The organism is Paenibacillus sp. J31R30 (assembly GCF_059692115.1).
This window is the reverse complement of sequence record NZ_JCAUAV010000035.1, coordinates 1-1106: the sequence shown is the minus strand read 5'-3', so window position 1 is coordinate 1106 and position 1106 is coordinate 1. Positions and strand designations below refer to the sequence as shown.

At 44.4% G+C, this 1106-nt stretch carries 2 protein-coding genes; both read right to left on the bottom strand.

All coding sequences use genetic code 11. From position 1 onward, the window contains the following. The coding region (locus AC58QO_RS33680; protein ID WP_497273256.1) for an extracellular solute-binding protein at positions 1 to 783 on the bottom strand (783 nt) is incomplete at its 3' end. A gap of 128 nt (positions 784 to 911) precedes the next feature. After that, the coding region (locus AC58QO_RS33675; protein WP_497273254.1) for a helix-turn-helix domain-containing protein at positions 912 to 1106 on the bottom strand (195 nt) is incomplete at its 5' end.

Sequence of the window (1106 nt, the reverse complement as noted above, 5' to 3'; positions counted from 1 at the left end):
GAAAGTTGCGTAAGGGAACGTATTCTTTGATGGGCCTGCAATGCCGATTGTTTTGTCCCCACCAAACTTGTTATCGATGAACGCTTTAGCTGTTTTCTCGATGTCTCCAACTGTCTTGGGCACCGGCATATTCAGTTTATCGAGCCAATCTTTGCGAATCCACATGATGTGAACGCCATCGGTATCCACTGTGATATTAGGGAGAGATGTCATTTTGCCTTTGAAGCTTGCGTTTTCTAACGCACGTCCTTGTGTGCTTGCCATAATTTCCTTTACTTGAGAAGAGGCATACTGGTTGAACGAATCGGTGATATCGTACAGTAATCCCGAACTGGCGGCTTTCGTCATAAAGGACCGGTCATCAACGACCATACCGTCTGGAAGTTTGCCTGATGCAATGGATAAGCTAACCTTCTGCTTATAGTCATTGCCAGTTGCTGCCGTCCAATCAACAATAATGTTGATATTGTACTTCTCCTTCAGATAGCGGGTATATTGGTTATTTCCTACACTGTCACCTTGCGGCAACGTTTTGTCTGTCGGATCCACAACCATGCCGATATGAACATCGACCGGAGACGGAAATTTGGAAAAGGCTACATCATCACCAGTTGTTTGTGCTGTACTTGTAGTTGAAGGCGCTTTCACATCCGGTGTTGAGGAAGCTTTTACATCAGATGTTGATGGCGTTTTCGTTTCCTTTGCTTCATTTGGAGAAGTACAAGCTGCCATGCTAGAAACCAGAAATGTCGTCAGGAGTACGCTTACAAGTTTTCTTTTCAACCTAATCCCTCCCTTGTATCTTTTCATCCCTATTATACATTGAAGGTTTAGATTAAAAGTCTGAAGGATGTATCGTGTTTATAATGAGCTATTTCATTTAAGGGGGGCATTTGTTCGATTTTCAGTGATCAATTCTCCCTATTGAATTGTGCTCGAAATTCGGATGGCAGCAGCTGCGTCTGCTCTTGAAAAATCTGCGAAAAGTACTTAGCGTCACCATACCCGACAGCATTGGCAATCCATGTCACTGGCCGATTAGTTTCGCATAAGAGCCGCTCGGCAGCACGGATACGCTCCTGCCGGAGATATTCGTTGAAAGTCGA